1 protein-coding gene is annotated in these 623 nt (G+C 47.0%); it reads right to left on the bottom strand.

Annotated elements, in window-relative coordinates; genetic code table 11:
* Positions 1 to 623: hypothetical protein (locus tag E1189_RS22345; RefSeq protein WP_196220870.1), on the bottom strand; the 623-nt coding region annotated here is incomplete at both ends.

Below are 623 nucleotides of genomic sequence, written 5' to 3'. Positions count from 1 at the left end.
CGACAGCTGTTGCAGGGGTGCTGTTTCGTAACAATATTTGCAATATGGATTCACCCGCCTCATTGCTTGTGAATACGACTTCTCTGTCAAGCTGGAGATAACAGTTATCCAGCAGCATTTTTGTCAGTGCTGGATCAGCCTTTGCGAATAATAGATGCAGCGCAGTGTTGCCATCACTGAGCCTTTTTTTGCTTAAAACACCAGAGTGAAAATGCCTGGCAAGGGTTTCCAGACATTGATAAATCAACCGTTTAACTGCCGGGGCTGGTTCTTTGTCAAACAGCTTGTGCAGGGGCGTTTCACCACCTCCATCTTCAGCTTCCAAAGCTTCTGCCTTGATTAACTGAGACCATCTGGCAATAAAATTAGAAGCAAAGCCAATATTTTCATGGCTAAAAATACTGTGCAGAACGCTCAGCCCGTTGACATCCTGCAGCACTAGCAACCGTCGCTTATCTGAGGAGTCGGGCTGGCTGCCCAGATGGTGAAAAACTTCTGATGCAGCCCTGAAGAATGATCGCTGAATAAGGACGTGCAACAAAGTAGCGCTCTGGTAATGATCCGTTGCTGTCAGCAATTCGGGAGATAGCTGCCCTCCAAAGTGCTCTATGAATTCCAGTACC

It is taken from the genome of Parendozoicomonas verongulae (assembly GCF_009711465.1).
In the GTDB taxonomy this organism is placed as follows: domain Bacteria; phylum Pseudomonadota; class Gammaproteobacteria; order Pseudomonadales; family Endozoicomonadaceae; genus Sansalvadorimonas; species Sansalvadorimonas verongulae.
This window is presented reverse-complemented; position numbering and strand designations above follow the sequence as displayed.